Origin of the sequence: Listeria sp. ILCC796 (assembly GCF_900186175.1) — a bacterium.
In the GTDB taxonomy this organism is placed as follows: domain Bacteria; phylum Bacillota; class Bacilli; order Lactobacillales; family Listeriaceae; genus Listeria; species Listeria goaensis.
Window position 1 is genome coordinate 75710 of the sequence record NZ_FYBV01000008.1, and the last position, 25939, is coordinate 101648.

Consider the following 25939-nt stretch of genomic DNA (forward strand, 5'->3'; position numbering starts at 1 on the left):
TACTTTTTTTATTATTTTTGACGTCTTTCCGGGCTAGTCCAGACGCCTGTGCCAAATCCTAAAATAGTCTTCACTGCTGGAACGAATGTCATTAAAATGGTCACAGCGTTCATAATCCAGTAGAACAGTAAATAAAGCGGTGCAAACATAAAGTATTTCATTTTCTTCCCGCGGTCATCAATTAGTAGGGCGGCGAACAATTGGAGAGCGCCGGCTATCATTTCGAAGCAAACAAAGACGAAAGCGACAGCGAGCATGAGCCAGATTTGCGGGATGTCCCAGATGTACAGTAAATAGATGAAGCGAGCGACAAAAATGATACTCGAAATCCAAAAGAAGAAGGTCCACAAGATGCTTAGCGTTTGGTCAATGAATAGGGATGTTCGGCCGAGATTTTGAAACGGGTGGGACACTACCTTTTTGAAGTTTGTCAGCCACACTTCTGTCCCACCTTTTGCCCAGCGTTTGCGTTGTTTGTAAAGCATGTTTAAGGTTTCGGGCACTTCCATGAAAAAGATAATATCGGCGGCGAAAATCGATAGCCAGCCATTCATTTGGTGATCCCAAGCGATGCTAATGTCTTCTGTAGCGCGGTCTTGGCGAAACATGCCAACGTCCATTAGAGCGGCTTTTCGGTACATTGTGTTTGCCCCGCTATAGGCATAGATAACACCAAAAACGCTGCTTTGGGTCCGTTTAATAATGCCGACGATGCTTGAAAATTCGACGGTTTGAGACTTCCCAACGAGTGTTGAACGATTTTGTACGTCCATATTGGAGGTCACGGCGGCGATGTTTCTTCCGTCTTCACGGATAAAATAATTGACGTATTTCCATAAAGCATCCGGTTCAGGAACTGTGTCAGCGTCATTGCTTAAAATGAGTTCGCCTTTCGCAAAGCTTGTGCCAATGTTAAATGCGTGTGCCTTCCCTTTGTTTTTTTCGATTCTGACGACGCGTAAGTTGGGGTACTTAGCCATTAGCCGTGCTAAAATTTCTGGCGTTGTGTCTGTGGAACCGTCGTCTGTTACAAGCACTTCATAATTTTCGTAGTTTATTTTGTTCATTAAATATTCGATTGTATCCTCGATAACGATTTCTTCATTATGTGCTGGAACCATAATGGTTATAAATGGTTCTACTTCTGGCGGAATATTTGTCCAAGTTTCTTGCCTATATTTGAACAAATAAGAATAACAAAACGCTCCGAAAAACCAAGCAAGTCCTCCTAAAATAGGATAAGTAAGCAAAATAACAAAAAAGATGGTCATTGTCATATCTAAAACGGTATTTCCTGTATGAAAAAGACTTAAATTCATTTGAGTTCTACCCCTTTTTCTTTGTATAAATCACGGATTGTAGTTTCATCGATATTTTTTTCTTCAGGTATGGACACAAATTTTGCGGCCTCCCGTTCTGCTTTATCCCCAAATCGCTCTGTAAAAAATGCTTCTAATGTAGCTTCTCGTGTATTTGATTCAAATTCATCGTATGTAATTTCTTTTTGCAAGCGTTCTTCGAAATTTTTATTCGTTTTGTGTGTGAGAAATAAGAAATAAATGACAATAAAAATAATGGCTACTAATAAAAAGATGTCAAGTATTCGAAAAATCCGAATGGCTGTTTCAAAAGCGGCAAAAATAATGACGCGTTCCTTTAAAAATAAAATGGGAAACAACACTAAGCCGAATGGCAGAAAAAAGACTAGCCATGCTAAAATCGTGATGAGTATTTGGCGAACTTTTAAGCCCGTGTGCCCCGATTCAAAAAATTGATCTTCGATAAACTGCTCGTTCATTTCTTCTCTTGTCGCGTTCTCTTTCATATGTGTCAACTCCTCTAAAAAGTTATTCTTCTCTCCATTCCCTTAATCATTATTTTGTAAGCATGATTTCATAAAACATTTGACTAAATTTAAACAAAAAACAGCAAAAAAATGTGTAAATTCCACATATTCATTCGTTTCATTCTTGTTATGATAATAAAAAAAAGGAGCTGATTGAATTGTTTACCGACAGAACTAAAGAGATTTTAGAAGACTTAAACTCTAATAAACTTGATAACTCATGGATAAATTTTGAAAAATTAGTTAAAAACTCAATCATTGATGGGAAACGCTTTTTAAATGAATTCATTGTGGTTCATGAAGGGACTGTGCATATGGAAAATAAAAATGCACAGATTCTTCATTTTTTCTCAAAAGGTGACGTCATTAACCAACAAGTGGCAGGTTTAAATTTAGAAAAAAATCTATTTTTAGTCTGCGATACAGATGTTGAGATTACTTTTGTTAACCGGGAATATTTTCTAAACTTCGCAACGAATAAACCTTCTTATATGGAATGGCTACTTGAGATGACTTTACTTAACAATATGAACTTGTACAATGAGCTTATTAAATATGACTTTTCTACAGAAGGTAGGGTTGTTTATACATTACAATATTTATGTGAAAAGTTAAACACGACTCGAAAAAATGACTATTTCGCTGTACCTTCTTTTATAAATAAGGTTAAACTCGCGAAATATGGGAATATTTCACGTAAACAACTTGATAAAATTTTAGAGTCGTTAATGCAAAAAGAGCTTGTACGAATCGAAAATAAAAGGTTTTTTGTAAAAGTCCCTTCATAAAGATTTCATTTAAAATTTTATTAATTATAATGCAATAAACAGTCATTCTTCACTTTTTTCTGTTATTATGATAGTATAAATTGTTGGGAGATGACGATATTATGAATCATAGCGAGCTGCTCAGTATGGTTGAGGATTTGAATCAAAGCAAGGTGTATCCTTCACACGTAGCATTCGAGACAATACAGAGAAATCAGACGCTTGAGATTCAAAAAATGGATACACATATAGTCATTATTTTGGAGGGTTGTTTCCATTTGGAAAATAAGACCTTTCAAATTTTACAATTCTTTGTTCCAGGTAATGTTATCCACCAATCTCCCTATAAAATGGGCGTGCATGATCAATTACGTCTTATTAGTGATAGTGAAACACAAGTTGCTTTTGTAAACCGAGAATTCTTTCTAAACTTTGCTTCAAATAAAATCGAATATATGGAATGGCTGCTAAATGCAGTTACGGAAAATTCTTCGGCATTTTGTTTTGAACTCATGAAATTTGATCTTCCCACTGATAAGCGCATCATTTATACGTTACAAACTTTCTGTCAAAAAGTGGAAGCTCCCGAAATAAACGGTTATTTTGAAATCCCTAGTTTTATTACAAAAACAATGTTGTCCAAATATGGTGGCGTTTCGCGCAAAACTTTGGACAAAATTCTTATAAACTTAGTCAATCAGAATTTATTAAAAAGAGAAGATGGCAATACTTTTGTAAAAAGTCATCTTTAACCATGAAAAAAGCTTGGTCATAGCGACCAAGCTTTTACTTATATAAAACAACTTTACCACTTGCCATTGATTTTTTTACATTGATAATTCGTTGATTGCTCGAACCGCGGAAAGCTAAATTGGGGTCAAAAAGCTTTTGCTCGAAACGGCCATCAACGAGCACATCGACATAAGAAAGTAGCTCGAGTTTATCTTCTGATTCCTGCATCATTTCTTCCCACGTGTAGCCGGTCCATGACCAAATATCTTTTGAGTCGCCGAACTCCTCGCGAATTTTTTTACAAACCGTTAAACAAGTTTCCGTGTTTAGAAATGGTTCTCCGCCGAGAAGTGTTAAGCCTTGCACGGACTCATGCCGAACGTCGCGGACAATTTTTTCTAAAAGTTCCTCTGTAAACGGCACGCCGTATTGAAACGACTGCGCGGCTTTATTATAGCAACCTTCACAATGAAAAGGGCAACCAGATACATAAAGACTGCATCTGACGCCCTCCCCGTCCACAAAATTAAACGCTTTATAGTCCGCGATAAAACCGCGACTTAGTTTTTCAGATTGCCATTCTTTTGGCGCTGGATTATTCATCACGTAGCTCCATATGTTTCACACGCTTCGAAATTTCCACGTGACGCCCGTGAACCATCGGACGCTTCATCGGATTGCCCAAATAGCCACAAGTTCGCTTCACAACGTCCGCCTTTTCAGGATCTGTGTTTCCGCACTCTGGGCACTTAAATCCTTCTTCTGTTGGGGAAAACTCACCTTCAAATTCGCATTCATAACATTTATCAATTGGCGTATTTGTTCCGAGATAAGCGACTCGGTCGTAGGCATAGTCCCAAACAGCCTCTAACGCTTTGGTGTTGTGTACAATTTTTGGATACTCACAGTAATGAATGAAGCCACCTGAACAAAACTCTGGATATTCTTTTTCGAAATCAATTTTTTCAAACGGTGTAATTTTTTTGCGCACATCGAAATGGAATGAATTTTGATAGTATTCCTTATCGGTTATGTCTTTAATAACGCCATATTTTTCGCGGTCTAGGCGATTGAAACGGTCGGTCAAGCTTTCACTTGGTGTAGAGTAGACGCTAAACCAGTAACCGTATTCTGCTTTCCACTCGTCCGCGTATTCTTTCAAACTTTTCACGATGTCGAGCGTAAAGTTTTTCGCTTCGGAATTCGTTTCCCACTCGCCACCATAAAAAACGGTCGCCGCCTCATAAAGACCAATGTAGCCGATTGAAATGGTGGAACGCTCTTTGTTAAAGAGTTCGTCAACTGCATCGCCGTCTTGTAGTCGCTTCCCGAAAGCCCCGTATTTATATAAAATCGGCGCGTTTTCTGGGCGTGCCTCTCTGACACGATTTAAACGGAATAAAAGGGCATCTTTTACAGTTTGCATGCGCGCATGGAAAATATCCCAAAACTTCGTCTGGTCGCCGCCGCTTTGAATCGCGATTCGCGGAACATTAAGCGTGACAACGCCAAGATTATTTCGGCCGGCATTCACAAACTCGCCGTTTTCGTTCTTCCACGCTGGCAAAAACGAGCGACAGCCCATCGGAACTTTGAAGTCCCCCGTCAATTTCGTTAGCGTGTCGAAACTTAAAACGTCGGGATACATACGCTTGGCAGAACATTGTAACGCCAGTTGTTTAATATCATAATTAGGGTCGTTTTCCTCCAAATTCGTTCCTCTTTTTAACGAAAAGACAAGTTTTGGAAAAATCGCCGTGTGCTTATCTTTGCCGACTCCGCCAAGGCGAACAGTGAGAATCGCTTTTTGGATTTCGCGTGCGAACCAATCTTCCCCAAGACCAAAACCGAGCGTGACAAATGGCGTTTGACCATTGCTTGTATACAACGTGTTGATTTCATATTCCAAACTTTGCATGGCATCATAAATGTCCTTGCGCGTTTTTTCTTCAACATATTCCTTTTGCTTGGAAGCAACAACCCACTCGCCCGCTTCCTTTTCATGTTTCGCATAGTTGCGCTTAGCATAACCCGCTAAAATTTCATCGATGCGGTCGACGGAGCAACCGCCGTATTGTGAGCTCGCCACATTCGCGATAATTTGCGCGATCTGCGCGGTCGCAGTTTGAATCGACTTCGGACTTTCCACATTCGCATTCCCAATTGTAAACCCTTTTTCAAGCATTCCTTTAATGTCAATTAAACAGCAGTTCGTCATCGCGTGGTACGGGCTGTAATCCAAATCGTGAAAATGAATATCTCCTTTTAAATGCGCGTTTGATACGTGTTTAGGCAGCATATATTTCAGCGCATAGCTTTTAGCAACCGCTCCAGCCGTTAAATCGCGTTGCGTATTAAATACAGTCGCGTCTTTATTCGCATTTTCGTTGACAACCGTCTTGTCTTTTTCAAGTAATTTTTGAACACTTTTCGTCATGTCGGTCACATTTTCACGTACAGCATCGCGGTCATGGCGGTATTCTATGTAGCTTCGTGCAACATCTGGATAAGCGGATTTCATCAGCGCATTTTCAACCGTATGCTGAATTTCATCAATCGTTAATTCCCCTTCACTTGGTAAAGAATTCACAATTTCAACCACAATATCATCTAAAAAAGCTTCATCCTCCACATGAATACTTTTCATTGATGCCAGCACTGCACTCCTAATTTTTATCAAATCGAAACTCGATTTTCGTCCATCTCGTTTGATAACAACTTGTTCTACAGCTTGCTCCATGTACATAACTCATTCCCCCGATTATCTTCAGTCTGTTTTTAAACAGTATTTCCCCACCGTTATAAAAACTATATCTTGTATCAGCAAAATAATCATAACACAATATAAAGTATCATTTAAAGTGATTTCCTAGATATTCGAAAAAAATAGGCCTTTAGTTCTTAATTTCACAAATATAAGTGCATGGCACCATGCTTTTCTAAAACAAGACATTCGTCCCTTTTCAAAAACACCCTTTTCTGCTCAGCTAACTTTTGTCAACATGCCCAAAAAATTCATTCGGCTTTTGTGCATGTTGCCATAGTTTTTGTAAAGCGTTTTCATTTACAATACAAGTAAGTTAAAAAGAAAGAGGCGAATAGAATGGCTCAATTATCTTTACAACATGTGTATAAAATTTATGATAATAAAGTAACAGCTGTATCAGACTTCAATTTGGAAATTGCGGACAAAGAATTTATCGTTTTCGTTGGTCCGTCTGGTTGCGGTAAATCCACAACACTTCGAATGATTGCTGGTCTTGAAGAAATTTCAAAAGGTGACTTTTATATTGATGGAAAAATGATGAATAACGTGGCACCAAAAGACCGCGACATCGCAATGGTTTTCCAAAACTACGCTTTATATCCACATATGACCGTTTACGATAACATGGCGTTTGGTCTTAAGCTTCGTAAAATGCCAAAAGCCGAAATTCAAACTCGTGTTGAAGATGCGGCCAAAATTTTAGGCCTAACCGAGTATTTAAAACGTAAGCCAAGCGCGCTTTCTGGTGGACAAAGACAACGTGTTGCCTTAGGTCGTGCGATTGTACGTGATGCAAAAGTCTTCCTAATGGATGAACCGCTATCAAACTTAGATGCTAAACTTCGTGTGCAAATGCGTGCGGAAATTACAAAACTACATCAAAAACTTGATACAACGATGATTTACGTTACTCATGACCAAACCGAAGCGATGACTATGGCGACTCGTATCGTTATTATGAAAGATGGTGTTATCCAACAAGTTGGTTCGCCAAAAGAAGTGTATGATCACCCTGTTAACATGTTCGTAGCTGGCTTTATTGGTAGCCCTGCGATGAACTTCTTTAGCGGTCGGATAGAAAATGGCCATTTCATTGGTGATGACTTCACCATCTCGATTCCAGAAGGCCAATTGAAAGTCTTAAAAGAAAAAGGCTATGACAATAAAGAAATCGTTTTCGGCATTCGTCCTGAAGATATTCACGATGAACCTCTAATGATTGAAGCTAATCCTGATTATGCCTTTGAAGCGAAAACAATTGTGGCTGAACTTACTGGTGCTGAATTCATGCTCCACAATCAAGTTGGCTCACACGAATTCGTAGCACGTGTTGATTCCCGTACAGATCACGTAAACGGCGAAACACTAACACTTGCTTTCGAAATGTCCAAAGCACACTTCTTCGACAAAGAATCTGAAATTGCATTAATTGACTAAGCTAATCCTCCCACTTCAATAAAAATAAGCGGTCGTCTAATTATAGACGACCGCTTATTCTATTTCTCAAAAGGAAATTTAATTCCCCATTGTTCCCTCACATTCGTCATAATTTGAATCACATCTTCAGTGAGTGCCATCGTTTGGCTTGCCCCGTTCGCAATGCTTTCTTCCATATCGAGGATTTCATAGGAGAGCGCTCTGTTTGAATCGCCGGCAGTCACAATTTCCTGATTGCCATTTGAATAGGTGATGCTTGCTTGGCTCGATCGCGGATACTCATCAATTGTGATAAAGCCTTTTTCGTAGGCGACGATGCCTCGTTTTGGCATTTTGGAACGGAATGTTAAACTTACAACCGCCATTTCCATTTTTTCATTACGCAAAATAATGCCTGATTGCTCGTCTACGCCCGTCTCATATTTTTTCACTGTCGTCAAAATTTCGGTTGGCGTTTCGTTCATAAAAAAGCGCGCAAACGACAAAGCATAAGTACCAATGTCAAGCAGCGCCCCGCCGCCAAGGTCTAAATTAAAAAAGCGATTAGTAGGATCATTCGGCTTCGCACTACCAAACGATGCCTGAATCATTTTAAGCTCCCCAAGTTTCCCCGAGTTCGCAATTTCTCTTAGTTTTTTATAAAGCGGCATGTGAAAAATCGTCATCGCCTCGGCAACAATCAAATTTTTCTCCGCCGCAACCGTTTGAACGGCAACGAGTTCCGCCGTATTTATCGTTATCGCCTTTTCGACTAATATATGTTTTCCGGCTTGCACAGCTTGCATCATAAATTCAAAATGATGCGAATTTGGCGTCGCAATGTACACAACATCAATATTTTCATCGGCAAAAAGCACATCAAAGTCGTCATAAACCGTTTGAATCCCGTATTCTGCAGCAAACGCTTCGCCTTTTTCCTTTTTGCGCGCTCCAACTGCATAAATAGTACGCCCCATCTTTTGCATCGCGTCAGCAAATTGATGCGCGATTTCGCCTGGGCCAATGATTGCCCAGTTTAGCTCTGTCATTTCCATCATCCTTTCCCTATTCATATTCTAATTTATTATAGGCATGCTCGCTTTTCTTTGTCAAAAGTCTATACTTTGGTATAATATTTTAAAATGGGGGGAATGAAAATGTCTTTAAAATTAGTCATTCTAGGCGTTCTTGACTATCAAAATGTGCATCCTTATGACGTAAAGCGCTTTTTAAAGCACTACGATTGGAATTACTTATTCCAAATTAATGATGCTAAAATTTATTATGCTTTTGACTCACTTTTTAAAAATGACTACATTTCAGTCGCTAAAGTGGTTGAAAATGAAAAGACTCCGACAAAAACGGTGTATGCGATTACAGAAAAAGGGCGCGCCCAAATTGAAAAAGAGCTTTATAAACTATTTAAAAAAGATATTTTGTCGTATAAAACGCTTTACCCGGCGTTACTTTTCTCCGACTATGCCGATAAATACAAGCTTTTGTTCTATTTAAATGAACGAAAAAACGCGGTGTCCCGCGAGCTTGAATTGAGCCGCGAGCGGGCAGCGGACAAAACGGCCAATCCAGAAAACGCTGCCACTGCGCTAATTATTAAAAACGCGATTCAACATTTAAAAGCGGATGTGGATTTGCTTGATAATTGGATAGCGCGCATAGAAACCGGGACTTTTAATGGGAATATTCGCGAGGAAATGGCTGAATTTTTTGGGTAAAGAACCCCTTTGTTGCTCTTGCAACAAAGGGGTTTTAGTCATTTATTCCCGCACAAACTTCCTAAAAACGGCATTCAATTTGGCATAGGCGATTGGTTCGGGCGAATCAATGGATTGCACAAATTGTTTGAAATGGCCGATTTGTTCGTTAATATAGGCGTTTAGTTCATCAAGGCGCGGTTCTAAATCGAGTTCATCGCCTGCTTTTTTGCGTACTAAAAGTTCAGACGTTATTTCGCGAATTGGTTCGGGAATTTCAATTTTAGCCATGATTTCATCAAAGAGGACAGGCGGTTCCGCTTCATATTTTTCAATGTAGCTACATGCAAAAAGCGGACGGAGCACATAAAAATATTTTTTAATTTTCACCTGCTCACCTTGCAAATATTCGCGAAAATTTCCTTCCGCCATATGTAAATAATGATAAATCAGCGGTTTTAGTGCCATATTTTCACGACAAAGTTTGCGAAGTTCAGCTGCAAGATTCCCTTTATCACGATATACAATTGGCGAATTCAGCCATTCAAGTAAAGATGGATTGCACTTCCGAAGCAGTTGCAAGCCCTTCTTCAAATCCCAACCGCTCACGTCAAGCGAGTCATCAATCGGGTACTCAATCACGTCGCGCCGCTCCTCCACTGAAACATACCAATCCTCAGAATGTGTATATAAAAACCGTACATCAAAATCGCTATCTTTGGAAGGAAAGCCCCAGGCCCGACTGCCAGACTCCACTGCATACCAAATGGTTACGTTTTGTTCGTGCTCAATTCGTTTTATTTCCTTTTCAACCCATTCCCACACGCTTCTCACCTTCTTAAATTTGGAGTGTGTAGACGCTAACTACGTGCGTTTTTTCTCCAAACTGTGTTGTTTTTTCTTCCTGTTTTTGGTAGCCGAGATGTTCCCAGAAACCTTTTGCCGCCTCATTCTCATTCAAAACGCCGATGCGGAGCGACTTCGCGCCGCCGTCTGTCGCCCAGTCGCGAATGACTTGATGTAAAACGCGTCCAAGTCCTGCTTCTCTCGCGTCTGGCACAAGCAGTAACAGCCCGATAATCCATTCGCCCTTCTTTGGAAAATCTGCCACAACATCAATCAGGCCGATAGGTTCTTCCTGATCATCTAAAATCGCCATGACAAACTTGTCGAATTTCGTTTTCCCATCAGGCAAGTCCGTTAAAATGGCGTGTGCATCACTTGAATTCGCTTTCCGCCCTTGCTCAATTTGAAAGTAATCCTCGCACTTGGCGCATACATGTTCAGCCAAAGCGATATCCTTTTCATTTAAAAATTTCACATGATAATTACGTTTCATACTGTCACACTCTTTTCCACATTTCTTCTTCCATCTTGCCATATTTCCTAGTAAACTTCAATCGCTAGCAGGAATATGCTATACTTAATTGGTATGATTGGAGGAACTGAACTTATGATTAAATTAGTAGCAATTGATATTGATGGCACACTTTTAAACGACCACCACGAAGTAACGACCGAAGTGAAAGAAGCGATTCGAAAAGCAAAAGCAGCTGGCACAAAAATTGTTTTATGTACAGGCCGTCCACTTGTCGGCGTGCAACAATATTTAAGCGAACTTGAACTGCGCGAGGAAGGCGATTATGTCATTAGCTTTAACGGCGCCATGGTTCAAGATACCTTTACGAAAGAAGTCGTATCACACTTAACGTTAACGAAAGACGACCTCGTTTCATTTTCAAAAATAAGTGATGATGCTGGACTACATATGCACTTCTTCGATGATAAAACGCTCTACACAGCGAATCGGAACATTGGAAAATACACTATTGTAGAAGCTTATTTAACCGGGAGTCAGCTCGTTTTCACTGAAATCGAGAAAATTCCGGCTGATTTCCAAATGTCAAAAGCAATGATGATTGACGAACCAGAAATTCTCGAAGCGGGAATAAAGAAGCTACCAAGCGACCTTGAAGAGCATTACCACCTTGTTCGCAGTGCCCCGTTTTATTTAGAAGTTTTAAACCCGAATGCAAGTAAAGGAAATGCGGTGAAGCAGCTTTCTGAACTTCTTGGCATCAAACAAGATGAAGTGATGTGCATTGGCGACCATGAAAATGATACAACGATGCTTGAATTTGCAGGCACTGCCGTTGCGATGGGCAATGCTATCCCGCGCCTAAAAGATATGGCTGATTTCATTACAGAAACCAACAATAACAGCGGTGTTGCGCGGGCCATTGAAAAATTCATTTTGAATGCTTAAATTAAAAAGCGTTGTAGTTTTCAATAACTACAGCGCTTTTTTTAAACTATTTTTTAAAACCCGTACTCATCATTTTTCGTGTTGCTAGCACCTTCAACGCTAGGTAAACACATGAAAACAAGAATAATAATGCTTCCAACAAACGGAATAAGACCAAGTAGCACGAACCAGCCACTTTTTCCGATGTCATGAAATCTGCGAATCATAAGGCTAATTCCCGGAATAATATTCGCGATTCCAAAGAGCCATACAAGTACGACTACAAAAAGCATTGGTCCTGCATACATTGCTCCAAAAACTTCCCCCGGATAAGCTGTACCCGCTGCTGCTGTTGCAGAAGAAAGACCAACGATTAGCATTAAAATCCAAAAGATTGCCATGATAATCGCATTCCATAGGATAGTATACCAATACTCCGAACGTGTTGAACGCCCACTAAAGTTCACATAATTCTTCCAATAGGCTTTATAAGCTTCTAAAAATCCCATTTTTTCAACTCCCCTTTTTTAAACTATCCAAATTATTATACTATACTTTCAAAGTGAATGATATGTCTAAATTTCGAATTTATTAACCATTTATTCTTTTTTAGCCACACTTTTACACTATTTCAAAAAGTAATTCGGTGTAAAAAAAACCTTTTTTTGTTTCGCGAAGTAGGCACTCTTAAGCCCATTCTCCACTGGATAATGACTAAGCTTCGTGCCAGGCTTGTAGGTTAAAATTGCGCCGCCGTGTAGGTTCATGTCGTCCCACCAAATCGCGAATGCTTTTATTTTCCCTTCAAATTTATCAGTCCCTTTAACAGGCTTCAAATTGGTGACCATCGAGTGGTAAATGTAGCCAGTAACCCATTTCCCGTTTTTATCTTGAACGGAAGTCTTGTGCCAATAGCGCGAATGCTTCCCAATTTGGACTTTTGTACCCGTTTTCCAAAGCCGAAGTGGCGTTTGTGATTTGAATTGCGGTTTTGGAAGTAGTGGGGTAACATCTTGGACGGTAGCAGAAATGGAATGTTTCTTCACATCATTTTTCGTATTGTGAGCTACTTTTATTTTAGACAATAAAGTGATATTTTGCGAAGCCGTTCCTCTGTAGCCCGTAATGCCGTACTTCGCGGCTAGCTCCATACGATGACCATAGCTTGAGTCAAGCCCAATCAGATTCATATACGCGACGAGCCCTAGATCGTCTGTTTTCGGCGCGCTCGCTTCAAACGAATCCGAACCATAACCTTTGTAATTGAACTGCATATGCGGCTTATCAACAAGCCCCCGCCAGTCTCCACCCCATTCAAAACCGAGCGTCTTCGCCTTTGCGATAAACTTCTTCATATCTGCACGGTTGTACCCGTCCCACTGAATCGTTTGCCCTTTCGCTGGGACAAAATCGAATGCCTGCCCAACAATATGGTAAGACTTCATCGTCTGTGATGCGCCACTCGCCACGTGACTCTTTTGCTGCGCAGTAGTTCGGATCGTTTCGTAAATTAAAACTTCGATTTGTTCCCCTTCTGCCCATTTTAAAAGCGAAGTCGCCGCTTTTTTCGTCTGGTTGGCTAATTTTGCGATATTCGCCCAATTTCTCTCGCTGTAATACGTCACTTGCTGTCATCCCCCTTCAAATTCCCATCACGTTTCGTAAACTGTTCAAACAAACCCGTACCGCCTAGTCCTGCTAAGCCGCCAGACCATAACATAACGGAAATTGAGCCGGCACCAGGAATAAGCGTTGCCAGGCCTCCAACCGTAATACCTATCATTAAACTTACTAGCGGCAAATAATGCCGCGGAATTTTATTTGTGCTTTTGACAACTTGAACAATTGCAGTTGTTGAAATTGTTAAAAATGTCATATAAGCGAGTAATTCTTCTCCAAAATTCATTTTTTCCATCTCCTTTATGAAAAGCTTTCGACAATGCTTGCAATTAAAAGTGCAGCAACAAGACCAATTGCCCAGTAAAACGAGCGCAAAGCTTTTTCTTCACGTATGTTGGCTGAAACTTCTCTATCAAGTGCGTGTTTTTCGCGGCTAGCAGATTGTGTAAGTGCATTTTTCAGCTCGTTTTCAAGTGCTTTTAGCGAGTTTCTGATTTCATTTAGTGCATGTTGTTCATTTAGTTCTCTCGCATGGCTTTGCTCCTCGATATGTTTGACACGCTTTTTCAAGTATGCCAATTCATTTTCTAATTGCACGACCTTTTCTTTCATCACTTCCACTTTCAACACCTCCGTTTTGATAGCAGCCTTTTAAAAAGTCGCATTTTTGCAACTTCCTTCATTATACGCGATTGTTGATTTTCTCACAAAAAAAGTATCGCAAAAATGCGACTATCCATTGTAAAACTTGGTGAGATAAGATATACTTTCTATAAATCTCTGGAAAGAGGGGCTTTCAATGCATGTTGGTGAGCGAATAAAAACAAGACGCAAACAATTAAAGATTAGCGCAGATGAAATTGCTAAAAAGTTAGCGGTTTCCAGGTCGACTATTTTTAGATATGAAAACGGTGAGATTGAAAAACTGCCTGTTGGCATGCTCAAGGCGATTGCTGATATGTTAGAAACGACTCCGAGTAAATTGATGGGGTGGGAAACTGAAACAAGCGAAGATTTCATCGCAATTTTTGAAGAGCTAGAGCCGGATAGACAAAGGCTGGTTTACAATTTTGCGGCGGAACAACTGGCAGCACAAAGACAAATGAAAGTTCTAGATTCCTCGACCATCGCGGCTCATTTGGAGGACGATGTCACAGAGCTTGAAATGCAAGAAATTCTGGGCTTTATTGAGAATATCAAAAAGAACTAGGACAGCTAACTTTTGTAAAAAAATAAAAAGAAAAATGGGTATAAACGTAGCATGCGATTATATAAATACAACAGTAGAAGGGGTCGTTAGATGAAACATCGTAGAAAAATTTTATTTACAGCTTTGCTAGCAACAAGTCTTTTGGGAGGATGTGGGGAGCTTCCTCTCGAAATTAATCAAACACCCGAAAATGGCTATGATTTAACCTATTATGGAACAACTGATGTAGGCGCTGAGATAACGTTTACAGATGCGGCTCGTAATGAAGAAAAGGCAATTGCAGAAGACGGCAGGTTTGCTATCCATGTTCCACGGACAACCTCTAAAGCGTCGTATGAAATCATTGCAAAAAAAGAGGGCGAAGAAGCAACAAATTCATTTACAATTCCGAAACAAAAAACATTGGTTGATTATGAGGTGCTGAAAGACCAGTTTACACTTCCGCTACCTGGTGCCCCGCAAGCGGATACAAAAGTGACGACTGGATTTAATATTGCCTGTGACGGGAACAACGTAATGGCTATTTCTCTCGTTTATGCGCCCAGTACCGAGCTTGACATGGGTATTTACGATTATGACAATTTCCAAAACGCCATTGAAGCGGTCATGCGTGCGGTTGGCTCAGAAGATAAGCTAGATAAAGTTTTAGATACTTTCGACGCTAGTCATAAGAAACACAGTACTACGAAAGTGACAGTAGATCATGCAACTTATAAATTCTCTACTGATAAGAGCCTAGATGTAACAACATTAGAGATATATCCAAATTAAATTTGCCTTACTGATCACCCCTTAGCCTGAAGGTTATAGGGGTGTTTGCTATTTTCCTAGCATACTCTTTCACTTCCAATTGAAAAGATTATACTTTAAAATAAAGAAGTAATGTGTTTTATGATTAATGATTTGAGGAGGATTTTAAATGGAACACAAAAAACGGACAAGTTTTCCGAAAGATTTTTTATGGGGGTCAGCTTCTGCTGCTTATCAAATTGAAGGTGCATGGGATACAGATGGTAAAGGACCTTCTGTTTGGGACAACTACGTACGAATTCCCGGCACGACTTATGAAGGAACAAATGGTGATGTAGCGGTTGACCATTACCATCGCTATAAAGAGGACGTGAAACTCATGGCGGACGCTGGACTAAGAGCATACCGCTTTTCGATTGCTTGGTCGCGTATTTTCCCACAAGGTAAAGGGGAATTAAACGAAGCTGGCTTGAAATTTTACGATGACTTAATTGATGAGTTATTAAAATACGATATTGAACCGCTTGTTACGATTTATCATTGGGATATTCCGCAAGCGCTATTTGATGAATACGGCGGTTGGGAATCACGCGAAGTCATTCGTGATTTTACTAATTATGCGATTACGCTATTTAAGCGCTACGGCGACCGTGTTAAATATTGGGTTTCTTTAAACGAGCAAAATATTTTTGTTGGAATGGGCTACGGACAGGCGCTTCACCCGCCAAAAGTTTCAGATTCAAAACGGATGTATGCTGTTAACCATATTGCAAACTTGGCGAATGCTAGTGTGATTCAAGCTTTCCATGAAATTATTCCTGATGGTAAAATCGGACCAAGTTTTGCCTACACGCCTCACTATCCGATTGATACGGATCCAAAAAACGTTCAAGCAGCCGATGATGCGGAAGAATTGAATAGTTATTTTTGGATGGACGTTTACGCATATGGTCGCTATCCAAGTGCAGTATGGAAATATTTAGTGGAACAAGACATTGCGCCTACAATTGAAGATGGCGATATGGAATTGCTTCGCGCTGGCAAACCTGATTTTATGGGCGTCAATTATTATCAGTCTGCAACAGTTGCTTACAACCCGCTTGACGGTGTTGGCATGAGCAATGAAATGAATACGACGGGTAAAAAAGGGACTTCGAAGGAAACAGGGGTACCAGGCGTTTATAAAAAACTGGTTAATCCATTTGTGAAAACGACAAATTGGGACTGGACTATTGACCCGAAAGGTTTACAAATTGCCTTGCGCCGCATTAACAGCCGCTATCAACTTCCTATTTTAATCACAGAAAATGGTTTAGGTGAATTTGATAAGCTGGAAGACGGGCAAATTCACGATGAATATCGCATCGAGTATTTGGCGAGTCATGTGACGGCGATTCGTGATGCGATTAGCGACGGCGTGGATATGCTTGGCTACTGCACGTGGAGCTTTACGGACTTGCTTAGCTGGTTGAACGGCTATCAAAAGCGCTATGGTTTCGTTTATGTGGACCGCGATGTGTCTGACGATGCACCGATGACGCGTATCCCGAAAGATAGCTTCTACTGGTATAAAAAAGTGATTGAAACAAATGGTGAAGAATTATAATAAAAGTTGATGACGACAATCAAAAAAAGTAGGATGGCACTTCGGCCATCCTACTTTTTTGATAAGGGCATTTCAATTTATTGTGCGTTCACAAATTCTGCTGATTTAATTCCGGCTTGGCGACCGAAAATAATAATTTCCGCCACCGAGTTTCCGCCGATTCGATTTTCTCCGTGTAAGCCGCCAGCTACTTCTCCAGCCGCGAATAACCCGGTAATTGGTTGCCCCTCTTTATTTAGCACTTCCGTATTCGTATTAATTTTCACACCGCCCATTGTGTAGTGGACGCCTGGACCGATTTTAATCGCATAATATGGCGCTTTGGATAAATCATTATCCATACCTGTCGTACGACCAAATTCAGCATCTTTTTTACTAGCTACACTTTGGTTCCATGTATTTAATGTTGCTTCCAAGTCAGTAGCTGGAACATCAATTTCTTTAGCTAAAGCCTCAATCGTATCCGCCTTTTTCACAAAGCCCATTTCTTCATATTGCTTAATTGCCTTCACACGTTCTGTTACGCCTGCATCAAAAACTAAATAAGCCGTTCTTTCTGGCAATTTATTAATAGCAGCAGTCACTTTATCTCGTGTGTCTAGTTCATTTGTGAAACGCTTGCCGTCGCTATTAACTAAGATGGCACCTTCACCACGAACTGCTTCCCCAATTAAATACGATTTTTCTTGTTGAACCGTTGGGTGAACTTGAATTTGATCCATATCAACCGTTGTACCGCCAAGTTTCTCAATCATCTTGATACCATCGCCAGTACTACCTTCTTGGTTCGTTGTAACATAACCTTTTAAATCTGGACGAACTTTTTCAATCAATTCAGCATTAGCACCGTATCCACCGGTAGTAACAACAACTGCGTCTGCTGTGATATTTTTCTTCGTCTTATCATTGAACACGACTTTCACGCCGTTTACTTTGCCATCTTTTTCAGTAATTTCCGTTACATTTGCATTGACAAACGTTGGAATTTCTTCTTTTTTCACATTTTCTAACAGTCCATCTACTAAATATTGTCCTACTGCGGAACCGTCTTCTGGACGATGCGTCCGTTTTTCATTCATTCCGCCTGTAATGGTAATATTATTTAGCGTAATTCCTTTTGAATCGAGCCAATCAATTGCGTCGGCGGAGTTATCTACAAAGAAGCGTAGCATTTCTTTATCATTCGTTCCGTGTCCGCCTGCTAAAGTTTCCTCATAAAAGAGGTCGTTACTGTCTTCAATCCCTTGTTCTTTTTGAAATTTAGTTTCTGAAGCGTTCATACCAGACGATGCTTTGGACGTATTTCCTCCGGCAACTGGCATTTTTTCGAAAATAACTGGGTTTAAGCCTTTTTCTTTTGCTTCAAGTGCTGCGGACATTCCTGCACCACCTGCACCGATGATAATGATGTCGTAATGGTCTTCCAGTTTATCTAGTGATGTATAGCTCGCTTGAGATGCTCCTGAATTTGCTTCCGTAGCTTCCTCTTTTTCACTAGCCTTACTTTTCTCGTTTGACTTATCACTGGACCCGCACCCTGCTAGTACGAGTGTGATAGAAAGGATAAAAATAAGTGTAGCTAATAATTTCTTTTTCATTGTTAAACCTCCGTTTTTTCCCTTTTTCACGTTTATACCCTTACCTTGTGAACACATGAACAAGCATAACATAAAATAAACTCCTTGTGTGCGAATTCACAAAAAAAGTGCTCAAAAAAACAAAAATAAAAGCCGCTATCCTTGTTTTAGGATAGCGGCTTTTATTTCGTAAATACATTTGGCTCGAAATTAAGCTTCTTATACAAAACAATTTTAGAATTCGCTTTAATTTCATCTGCTCTTTGCACAGTTTACGATATTTCTCCCCATCTGGGATTTCATGAAAATTAACTTTTCTTATTAAATTATACGCGCGCCTTGTCTAAATGCGCGGTGTCATTAAGTTGTACGATATTAAATTGGCCATTCTCATATTCGACTTTACTAATACTTGTATTTAAAATTCGTTCGCCTTCTGCGCGGTGGTCTGACATTTTTCCGCCTCCTAAAAGATACATCAGGAGCGTTAACGTCATGCCGTGAGAAACGACGAGAATATGACCGCTTTTTTGTTCAGAAATAAGCTTTTGCATGCCTTTTTGAACGCGTTCTTCTAGCTCATAATAAGTTTCGCCGCCATTTTCGCTTGCGTCAAATGTCGCTGGGCTATGTAGCATCGCTTCACGCGCTTCTTTAAACTGAACATCTAGTTCGCTGACACGCACGCCTTCCCATGAGCCAAAGCTCATCTCACGAAACTCTTCGGTAAGGTGAATCGGGACTTTTTTTCCACTTAAAATGTATTTGGCTGTATCTTTTGTACGTTTACTTGGACTCACATAAGCTGCTTTAAAAGGAATATCTTGAAGTGCCTCGCCGACTAAAATCGCACCATTTTTCCCTTCAGATACAAGCGGGGAGTCTCCCCAGCCTTGCATTTGTCCAGTTAAATTCCATTCTGTTTTGCCGTGTCTTACAAAATAAATTGTCAATTTGCCTTGTTCCAATTCATTTCCTCCTATAATTCAAACACTAATAGATATTATTGTACCACTCCATCTATTTTTTTAAAAGAGGACGAATTTCGCTCATTTTCGGCTTTAAAGCTTGGCTAGACTTGTTGAAAGCGATTTAGTCGCCTTGTAAATTTCGCGATAAATCAGATAGATTTTTTCATATTTTGCTACATTTTGCGCATTTGGCGTATATAATTGACCTTGATACGTGACAAAAGTTTCCGCGCATGCATTTAAATCCGGATAAATCCCGAGCCCTGTAGCGGCAATCATAGCGGCCCCAAGGCCCGGACCTTGCTCACTCGTTAGCGTTCGCACATTTCGGTTGTAAATGTCCGCTTGCATTTGAAGCCATAGCGGGTTTTTGGCACCTCCGCCAACTGCAACGATTTCCGCCGCATCACGTCCTGCCAGTTTTAACAGCTCAAAAGCATCACGCAGTGAAAAAGTAATGCCCTCAATAACCGCGCGCATGAAGTGACTGCGCGTATGCTGGCCGTCAATGCCAATAAAAGCACCGCGAATCTCGCTATCCGTGTACGGGGTGCGCTCACCGCTTATATACGGCGTAAACAGCAAGCCTTCCGCACCAACTGGGATTTTCTTAGCCCCTTCAAAAAGTGCGTCAAAATCTTCGTCTGGCGCGAATTCCCGCTTAAACCAGTTCAAACTATTGCCCGCAGAAAGCGTCACGCCCATTGAATAAAAAGACCCTTCTTCTACATGGTTAAAAAAATGTAACGGTGACGCGTCGGCCTCCAAAATGTCCGATTCGAAACTTAGGAATACGCCACTCGTTCCAATGCTCGACAGTGCGAGACCTGGTTTTGTGATGCCGGCACCAATTGCAGCTACTGCGTTGTCCGCTCCGCCCATGAACACTTTCGCGCTCGTTTGAATCCCGAGTTGCCGCGCGAGTTCCGGTGTGACCGTTCCGATGCAAGTCGTTGATGAAACGAGTTTTGGTAGCGTTTGCCTTGGGATTTGAAACGCGGTTAAGATTTCCTCTGAATAGGTTTTCTTTTGGACGTCAAGGAGCAGTGTGCCGGCTGCGTCGGAGTAATCGGTGCACAGTTCGCCCGTTAAAATGTAGGCCAAATAGTCTTTTGGCAAACAAAAATGCGCCGCCTGATTCCATGTTTTCGGTTCATTTTGAGCAAGCCAGACCAATTTAGGGAGCGTGAAGCCTTCCAGCACATCATTTCGCGTAATCGATTTAATATCAGACATCTTCTCCCGAATATACTTACACGCCTCCGTTGTACGGACGTCATTCCACAAAATGGCCGGGCGCACCACTTCCATCTCGCTGTCCATCACAACAAGACTGTGCATTTGCCCCGAAAAACTAATGCCTAGAAGCTCCGCCTTTAAATCAGGCACCGCCTCGTGAAGCGCTTGAAATACCACCTTTAAGGCACGCACCCATTCAGCCGGATTTTGCTCGCTGTAGCCCCTTCGCTCACTAATTAGCGGGTAATCGCTTGCGGCGTCTGCAATGAGCTCGCCCGCTTCACTCATCAAAACCGCTTTTAACGCGCTCGTTCCTAAATCTAAACCTAACACATAACCCATTTTTTTCTCCTTTAAATTAAATAATCGTTCAAGCGTGACTTCACATATTCAATGTGGCTTGACGCGTTTTTGACTTCCTCATTTGCTAGCGCATATTCAGTTAGCGTTTCTAGGTCTTCCTCGCCTTTCAAAATGCGTGCGCCAATTCCTTCGCGGAAGCTTGCGTATCGTTCTTCCTTAATTTTTTCAAAAAAGCGCTCTTCTGTAAGTTTTGCTGCTGCTTTTAATCCCCGTGCGTACGTGTCCATGCCAGCGATGTGTGCGAGCAGAAGGTCTTCCATCGCAAATGAACTGCGGCGAACTTTGGCATCAAAATTAATGCCGCCTGGCGCGATTCCGCCGTTTTGCAAGATTTCATACATCGTGAGCGTTGTGTCATACACATTTGTCGGGAACTCGTCGGTATCCCAGCCGAGCAGCAGATCGCCTTGGTTCGCATCAATCGATCCGAGCGCGTTGTAGGTGCGCGCCACATTTAATTCGTGTTCAAACGTGTGGCCAGCAAGCGTTGCATGGTTCGCCTCTAAATTCAATTTAAAATCATTTTCGAGACCGTACTTTTGTAAGAAAGCCATTGTTGTGGCCGCATCGAAATCGTATTGGTGTTTCGTTGGTTCTTTTGGTTTTGGCTCGATTAAAAATTGTACGTCGTGACCGATTTCTTTCGCATAACGAATCGCCATTTTATACATCCGCGCCATGTTCGCCTGTTCAAATCCCATATCCGTATTTAAAAGCGATTCATAGCCTTCACGGCCGCCCCAAAAGACGTAATTTTTGCCGCCTAGTTTTTTACTAATATCGAGGCCTTTTTTAATTTGGGCGGCTGAGACGGCGTATACGTCCGCATTATTCGTCGAAGCAGCTCCGTTTAAAAAGCGCGGGTGCGTAAATAAATTTGCCGTATTCCATAGCAATTTGATGCCCGTCTGCGCCATTTTCTGCTGAATTAAATCCGTGATTTCATCTAAATTGCGCATGAATTCTTGAAGGGAGTTGCCTTCTGGCGCAATGTCCACATCATGGAAACAAAAATACTCCACGCCTAGCTTCTCCAAAATCTCAAAAAACATGTCTACCCGATTTCTCGCGAGCTCCATTTCCGTTGCCCCGTGTACATCGCGAACATTCGTTGCCGCACCAAACGGGTCAGATCCGTCTTGCGTCATGGTGTGCCAGTAAGCGACTGCAAAGCGCAAATGCTCCTTCATCGTTTTTCCTAAAACAACCTCTTCTGGATTGTAATGTCTAAATGCAAATGGATTTTCGGAAGTTACACCTTCATAATTAATTTTTTCGATTTGTTTAAAATAAGTCATCATTTTCTCCTTTATTTTTCGTTTTCTCTAAACGCGCGATTTCGTTCTTCTAACTCTACTAAATATTGTTTTTCCTGTTTGTCAGCTCGGTAGAAAAATAGTGCGATAGCTGCAATGGCAAAGCCAACAATTGGAATCCAAACGAAATTAAATTCGATGGCACGAAGGGATGCGTCGGTTTGAACTTGGTTCGCCTGATAACCGCCCATCGCCAAAATTCCAGCCGTCAAGGCACCGCCGATACCCATACCAAATTTTGCCCCAAAGCTAGAAGCCGATGTCAATAGCCCTTGGGCGCGTACACCGTTCTTCCATTCGCCGTAATCAACTGTGTCGGCAAGCATAACGGATAACAATCCGGAAATAAAACCAGTTCCAAAAGCATTAATGATAACCCCAACAATAATAATCGCGATACTCAAATTGTGTGCCCCGACACCCATGATGACTTGGCCAACAATTGCAAGCGCTAGCCCCATCACCATCGTGTTTCGCTTACCAATTCGTCCAGCGACAGCAGGTGTAAATAATAATGTCAGAAGCGATCCAAATGCGAGCGCCATAATGATGGGCACTAAATCTTCACGACCGAGATTGTATTTAAAGAAATACACCGTCGTTTGATTTTTCATCGTCATCGCCATCCAGTAAATGAAGTTCATTAGAATCATAATCATCCACGGCCAGTTACGCTTCATTGCTTTGACGCTATCCTTGACGCGCACCACTTTTTGAACGTTAGTGACGCGCTCTTTTGTGTTGACGAAAGTATTTAAAAGTAAAACAACAGCGACGATTGAAAAGAGCAAAATCGTTAGGAAAAAGCCTTTTTGCTGGTCGCCAGAACCGAGTAGCGCCACAATTGGCAAGGTGAAAACGGTTACGATAATTTGCCCGAGCGTGCCACCAAATTGGCGAATAGTTCCGAGCACTGTCCGCTCTTTCGGGTTGTTCGTCAAACTTGGCAAAATCGATGTAATTGGCAAATTCACACATGAATAAAAAATGCCGACTAAAATGTACGTCACATATGCCCAAACAATTTTTCCGCCGTCCGATAAGTCTGGCGTTGTAAATGTGAGCACACACATCAAGCCAAACGGAATGGAGAACCATAAAAAAAACGGCCTGCTTTTCCCCCATTTTGTATGTGTTCGGTCAATAAAAATCCCAATGATTGGTCCGTCAAACGCGTCAATGACACGTGCGACTAAAAACAGCGTTCCCACTGCCGCCGCACTAATGCCATAAACATCCGTATAGAAAAACATTAAATACGTTCCGATAACTTGAAATGCTAAATTACATGCTGTGTCGCTTAAGCCATAACTAATTCTTTCTTTCCATGGAACCATTGCTTTCAGAGGTGCTGCCTCTTTTATACGTTCAGTTGCTTCCATTTCGTTACCCTCACTTTTTTAATTTTTTTACTTCAGACGAAGATTTTTTGCTCCCTCAAAACGCAGTACATCACCCGAACCGGGCTTATGCCAAACAACAGAATAATGTGCGATGTTTTCTACATCAACAGAAACAACATCTGCTTGTTTATTCACCGTGACACGCGCCACTTCTTCACCCGCTTTAGAAAAAATCGGCTCTGTGACAGAAACGTCCGCCCCGTCAAAACCGTATACGTGGATTTCTGGGTTCGCCGCGTAATCGTACTCGGCGCGCTCACCTTCTCTGCCCATCACAATCACACTGTTTTCTCTCGTAAGCAGTGGAAACGACATATAATCGTGCGTTTCGCTGTACCACTTTTCGCCTTCATATGTTTTTTCGGTTAAAATGTTCGTCCATTTCCCTTGTGGCAAGTAAAATTCACCTCTACCCGCAGAATTGAAAATCGGGGCCACTAAGAGCGCGTCACCGAGCATATATTGCCGATCCAACGTTTGCGCCGTCAAATCCTTCGGAAAACTCATCACCATCGGGCGCATCATTGGAATGCCCGTTTGATGTGCCAACACCGCATGACGGAACAAGTACGGCATTAAACGCAGTTTTAGCTTCGTAAATTTGCGCGTTACTTCCGTCGCCCCATCATCAAACACCCACGGAACGCGGTATTCGACATTGCCGTGATAGCGACTATGAGAAGATAAAAGTCCAAATTGCGTCCAGCGTTTGTAAATATCTGGCGTCGCGCCTTCTTCAAAGCCGCCGATATCATGACTCCAGAAGCTAAAACCAGATAGCATGAAGGACAAGCCGCCTCGAAGCGATTCCGCCATGGATTCATACGTCGATAAGCAGTCACCGCCCCAATGAACGGGAAATTTCTGACTACCCGCTGTAGCTGACCTTGCAAACACAACAGCCTCGCCTGGTTTCTTGCGTTCTAAGAGCTCATACACCGCCTCGTTATATTGATACGCATAATAATTGTGCATTTTTTCAGGATCAGATCCATCAAAGTATGTAACGTCAGTTGGAATTCGCTCACCAAAATCCGTTTTAAACGCGTCCACACCCATATCCATGAGCGCTTCTAGTTTCGACAAGTACCACGCTTTCGCTTCCGGGTTCGTAAAATCGACCACCGCCTGGCCGCCCTGCCATAAATCCCACTGCCAAACAGAACCATCTTTACGTTTAATGAAATAGTCGTTCGCTTTCCCTTCCGCAAATAAAGCCGATTTTTGCGCAATATAAGGATTTATCCAGACGCAAATTTTCAACCCTTTTTCCTTCAAACGTTTTAACATCGCTTCTGGATTCGGAAACACTCGCTTATCCCATTCGAAATTGCACCATTCAAAGTCTTTCATCCAGAAGCAATCAAAGTGAAACACTTCAAGTGGAATATCGCGTTCTTTCATGCCATCTATGAAGCGATTGACCGTTTCCTCGTCGTAATCCGTGCAAAACGATGTGCTGAGCCACAAACCGAACGACCATGCTGGCGGCAGTGCTGGTTTGCCCATCAAATCTGTATATTTCTGGACTATATCGGCCATTGTCGGCCCGTAAATCACATAATACTCAAGCGTCTCACCTGCCACACTAAACTGATTTTTCGACACGTGCTCTGTCCCAATTTCAAACGATACGTGTTCCGGGTGATTGACGAAAACGCCATACCCTTTATTACTTATGAAAAAAGGGACGTTTTTATAGGACTGGTCGCTACTTGTTCCGCCGTCTTTATTCCAAATATCAACCGTCTGCCCGTTTTTGACAAAGTTCGTAAACCGCTCGCCTAAACCGTAGATGTTTTCGCCGACTGCTAGGTTCAACCTTTCGCGCATAAAATTGCCGTCTGCCGATTCAACATAGCCTTGTCCGTTTACATCAGACGTTGTAAGGGGCGTATCATTTCCGAAAAACGCAATTTTATAGCTCGTTTTATCGAGCTCGGCTTTTAAGGCGCCAGATTGAACGACAATTTTTTCTTGCGTATCCGTTGTTTCTAGCTCTCGTTTGCTTTTCTTGACTGGAAATTCCGGACCTTTTTTTAGTCCCCCATCATGATGTTTTAAAGTGATTTTGAGAATATCTTCTTTTGGTGTTTCTAAACCGACCGTCATCATTCCTAAATTCAATGTGTCGCCACGAGTTTCAATTTTCTTAAACGGCGCATAAACCTCAACTGAATCCGCTTTCATTTTGTAATCAAAAATTTCTTTTGGCGTGTGAATTGTGTAACCTTCTTTGACGAGCCAAATCCCATCTGTAAATTTCATGACTTTTCCTCCCATTCATCAAACGTTTGCAAAAGTTTAAGTTTGTTAGCATGATAAACTAACTAACAATAATATAAAGGAATACGGTTTCTTTTGTCAAGCCTTTTTGCTAAAATAAAAAGAGAAAGCGG

The 25939-nt window shown here is 41.4% G+C and carries 25 protein-coding genes and 1 pseudogene; 8 read left to right on the forward strand and 18 right to left on the reverse strand.

The window, feature by feature from the left end; genetic code table 11:
* Positions 1 to 11: 11 nt before the first annotated feature.
* Together CFS04_RS09455 and CFS04_RS13115 are read right to left on the reverse strand one after the other, a co-directional pair.
* Positions 12 to 1319 carry a glycosyltransferase gene (locus tag CFS04_RS09455; RefSeq protein WP_088810455.1) on the reverse strand — a complete coding sequence of 436 codons (1308 nt, stop codon included), beginning with the start codon at positions 1317 to 1319 and terminating at the stop codon, positions 12 to 14.
* Positions 1316 to 1825, reverse strand: coding sequence for a hypothetical protein (locus tag CFS04_RS13115; RefSeq protein WP_088810456.1), 510 nt, complete (start codon positions 1823 to 1825; stop codon positions 1316 to 1318). Before CFS04_RS13115 ends, CFS04_RS09455 begins: the two co-directional genes overlap by 4 nt.
* A gap of 179 nt (positions 1826 to 2004) precedes the next feature.
* On the opposite strand from CFS04_RS13115, the gene CFS04_RS09465 reads away from it, so the two are divergent.
* Together CFS04_RS09465 and CFS04_RS09470 are read left to right on the forward strand one after the other, a co-directional pair.
* A complete protein-coding gene (locus tag CFS04_RS09465) occupies positions 2005 to 2634 on the forward strand; it encodes a Crp/Fnr family transcriptional regulator (RefSeq protein WP_088810457.1) in 630 nt (209 codons plus the stop codon).
* 101 nt (positions 2635 to 2735) lie between these two features.
* Positions 2736 to 3365 (forward strand): Crp/Fnr family transcriptional regulator, encoded by a 630-nt coding sequence (locus tag CFS04_RS09470; protein WP_255377786.1) that lies wholly within the window; start codon positions 2736 to 2738, stop codon positions 3363 to 3365.
* A 34-nt stretch (positions 3366 to 3399) separates the two neighbouring features.
* Here the strand turns inward: CFS04_RS09470 and nrdG are convergent, their stop codons facing one another.
* Together nrdG and nrdD are read right to left on the reverse strand one after the other, a co-directional pair.
* The gene (gene nrdG, locus CFS04_RS09475; RefSeq protein WP_088810458.1) at positions 3400 to 3948 is read right to left on the reverse strand and encodes an anaerobic ribonucleoside-triphosphate reductase activating protein; all 549 of its coding nucleotides are present in this window, start codon (positions 3946 to 3948) and stop codon (positions 3400 to 3402) included.
* A complete protein-coding gene (gene nrdD, locus CFS04_RS09480; protein ID WP_088810459.1) occupies positions 3941 to 6091 on the reverse strand; it encodes an anaerobic ribonucleoside-triphosphate reductase in 2151 nt (716 codons plus the stop codon). Before nrdD ends, nrdG begins: the two co-directional genes overlap by 8 nt.
* A gap of 357 nt (positions 6092 to 6448) precedes the next feature.
* On the opposite strand from nrdD, the gene CFS04_RS09485 reads away from it, so the two are divergent.
* Entirely contained in the window at positions 6449 to 7549 is a 1101-nt protein-coding gene (locus CFS04_RS09485) for an ABC transporter ATP-binding protein (protein ID WP_088810460.1), read from the forward strand.
* 59 nt (positions 7550 to 7608) lie between these two features.
* On the opposite strand, the gene CFS04_RS09490 is transcribed toward CFS04_RS09485, so the two are convergent.
* Positions 7609 to 8577, reverse strand: coding sequence for a Gfo/Idh/MocA family protein (locus CFS04_RS09490; RefSeq protein ID WP_088810461.1), 969 nt, complete (start codon positions 8575 to 8577; stop codon positions 7609 to 7611).
* 108 nt (positions 8578 to 8685) lie between these two features.
* Here CFS04_RS09490 and CFS04_RS09495 point away from each other — a divergent pair, with 108 nt between their 5' ends.
* Complete coding sequence (locus tag CFS04_RS09495) at positions 8686 to 9261, forward strand: PadR family transcriptional regulator (RefSeq protein ID WP_159457895.1); 576 nt, start codon at positions 8686 to 8688, stop codon at positions 9259 to 9261.
* Positions 9262 to 9303: 42 nt separating this feature from the next.
* Here CFS04_RS09495 and CFS04_RS09500 read toward each other — a convergent pair whose 3' ends face one another.
* On the reverse strand, positions 9304 to 10065 hold the full coding sequence (locus CFS04_RS09500) for a nucleotidyltransferase domain-containing protein (protein ID WP_205408904.1): 762 nt from the start codon (positions 10063 to 10065) through the stop codon (positions 9304 to 9306).
* A 13-nt stretch (positions 10066 to 10078) separates the two neighbouring features.
* Positions 10079 to 10579, reverse strand: coding sequence for an N-acetyltransferase (locus CFS04_RS09505; RefSeq protein WP_088810464.1), 501 nt, complete (start codon positions 10577 to 10579; stop codon positions 10079 to 10081).
* Positions 10580 to 10693: 114 nt separating this feature from the next.
* On the opposite strand from CFS04_RS09505, the gene yidA reads away from it, so the two are divergent.
* A complete protein-coding gene (gene yidA, locus CFS04_RS09510; protein WP_088810465.1) occupies positions 10694 to 11506 on the forward strand; it encodes a sugar-phosphatase in 813 nt (270 codons plus the stop codon).
* 53 nt (positions 11507 to 11559) lie between these two features.
* On the opposite strand, the gene CFS04_RS09515 is transcribed toward yidA, so the two are convergent.
* The 5 genes and pseudogenes from CFS04_RS09515 to CFS04_RS09530 form a co-directional block, all read right to left on the reverse strand.
* Positions 11560 to 11994 (reverse strand): DUF805 domain-containing protein, encoded by a 435-nt coding sequence (locus CFS04_RS09515; RefSeq protein ID WP_088810466.1) that lies wholly within the window; start codon positions 11992 to 11994, stop codon positions 11560 to 11562.
* 117 nt (positions 11995 to 12111) lie between these two features.
* On the reverse strand, positions 12112 to 12531 hold the full coding sequence (locus tag CFS04_RS13120) for a hypothetical protein (protein WP_244169964.1): 420 nt from the start codon (positions 12529 to 12531) through the stop codon (positions 12112 to 12114).
* 24 nt (positions 12532 to 12555) lie between these two features.
* Positions 12556 to 13110 (reverse strand): annotated as a pseudogene (locus CFS04_RS13125) (M15 family metallopeptidase); the annotation flags it as partial.
* Positions 13107 to 13391 carry a holin gene (locus CFS04_RS09525; protein WP_088810468.1) on the reverse strand — a complete coding sequence of 95 codons (285 nt, stop codon included), beginning with the start codon at positions 13389 to 13391 and terminating at the stop codon, positions 13107 to 13109. The pseudogene CFS04_RS13125 and the gene CFS04_RS09525, both read right to left, overlap by 4 nt.
* A 14-nt stretch (positions 13392 to 13405) precedes the next feature.
* A complete protein-coding gene (locus CFS04_RS09530; RefSeq protein ID WP_088810469.1) occupies positions 13406 to 13726 on the reverse strand; it encodes a hypothetical protein in 321 nt (106 codons plus the stop codon).
* A gap of 178 nt (positions 13727 to 13904) precedes the next feature.
* Between CFS04_RS09530 and CFS04_RS09535 the strand changes: the two genes are divergently transcribed.
* The 3 genes from CFS04_RS09535 to CFS04_RS09545 all read left to right on the forward strand — a co-directional run bounded on the left by CFS04_RS09535 (position 13905) and on the right by CFS04_RS09545 (position 16671).
* Positions 13905 to 14315 (forward strand): helix-turn-helix domain-containing protein, encoded by a 411-nt coding sequence (locus CFS04_RS09535; RefSeq protein WP_088810470.1) that lies wholly within the window; start codon positions 13905 to 13907, stop codon positions 14313 to 14315.
* A gap of 90 nt (positions 14316 to 14405) precedes the next feature.
* Positions 14406 to 15086: a hypothetical protein gene (locus CFS04_RS09540; RefSeq protein ID WP_088810471.1), complete on the forward strand. Its 681-nt coding sequence runs from the start codon at positions 14406 to 14408 to the stop codon at positions 15084 to 15086.
* A 148-nt stretch (positions 15087 to 15234) separates the two neighbouring features.
* Positions 15235 to 16671, forward strand: a complete 1437-nt coding sequence (locus CFS04_RS09545; RefSeq protein WP_088810472.1) for a glycoside hydrolase family 1 protein — start codon at positions 15235 to 15237, stop codon at positions 16669 to 16671.
* A gap of 77 nt (positions 16672 to 16748) precedes the next feature.
* Here the strand turns inward: CFS04_RS09545 and CFS04_RS09550 are convergent, their stop codons facing one another.
* The 6 genes from CFS04_RS09550 to yicI form a co-directional block, all read right to left on the reverse strand.
* On the reverse strand, positions 16749 to 18269 hold the full coding sequence (locus tag CFS04_RS09550; protein WP_088810497.1) for a flavocytochrome c: 1521 nt from the start codon (positions 18267 to 18269) through the stop codon (positions 16749 to 16751).
* Positions 18270 to 18574: 305 nt separating this feature from the next.
* Positions 18575 to 19216 carry a histidine phosphatase family protein gene (locus tag CFS04_RS09555; protein WP_088810473.1) on the reverse strand — a complete coding sequence of 214 codons (642 nt, stop codon included), beginning with the start codon at positions 19214 to 19216 and terminating at the stop codon, positions 18575 to 18577.
* A 93-nt stretch (positions 19217 to 19309) separates the two neighbouring features.
* The gene (gene xylB / locus CFS04_RS09560) at positions 19310 to 20800 is read right to left on the reverse strand and encodes a xylulokinase (protein WP_088810474.1); all 1491 of its coding nucleotides are present in this window, start codon (positions 20798 to 20800) and stop codon (positions 19310 to 19312) included.
* An 11-nt stretch (positions 20801 to 20811) separates the two neighbouring features.
* Positions 20812 to 22119: a xylose isomerase gene (gene xylA / locus CFS04_RS09565; RefSeq protein ID WP_088810475.1), complete on the reverse strand. Its 1308-nt coding sequence runs from the start codon at positions 22117 to 22119 to the stop codon at positions 20812 to 20814.
* Positions 22120 to 22130: 11 nt separating this feature from the next.
* Entirely contained in the window at positions 22131 to 23519 is a 1389-nt protein-coding gene (locus tag CFS04_RS09570) for a glycoside-pentoside-hexuronide (GPH):cation symporter (RefSeq protein ID WP_088810476.1), read from the reverse strand.
* A 27-nt stretch (positions 23520 to 23546) separates the two neighbouring features.
* Positions 23547 to 25808: an alpha-xylosidase gene (gene yicI, locus CFS04_RS09575; RefSeq protein ID WP_088810477.1), complete on the reverse strand. Its 2262-nt coding sequence runs from the start codon at positions 25806 to 25808 to the stop codon at positions 23547 to 23549.
* Between the last annotated feature and the right edge of the window lie 131 nt (positions 25809 to 25939).